Consider the following 350-nt stretch of genomic DNA (forward strand, 5'->3'; position numbering starts at 1 on the left):
GGAAAGCACCACTGGCGGCAACTTCGAGCAGCTGACCCCGAGCACGACGCCAGCGGTGACCACCATCACCGATTCGATCGACAACACCGGCCTGAGCCTGACCGCGAATGGTTCGGTGGTTGAAGGCGGGCAGATCACCTACACCGCGACCCTGAGCAACCCGGCCGGCACCGCGATGAGCGTCACCCTGTCCAACGGTGCGGTGATCAACATCGAGGCTGGCAAAACCACTGGCTCCGTGGTGGTCGATACTCCGGCGAACGACGTTTACAAAAACGGCAGCACCGTCAGCACTACCATCGAAAGCACCACCGGTGGCAATTTCGAGCAGCTGACCCCGAGCACAACTC

At 61.7% G+C, this 350-nt stretch carries 1 protein-coding gene; it reads left to right on the plus strand.

Features of this window, described 5'->3' with window-relative positions; translation table 11 throughout:
* On the plus strand, window positions 1–350 hold a 350-nt coding region (locus AC1DIG_RS29350; protein WP_477770122.1), incomplete at both ends, for an immunoglobulin-like domain-containing protein.

Source organism: Pseudomonas sp. 05N431 (genome assembly GCF_056397005.1).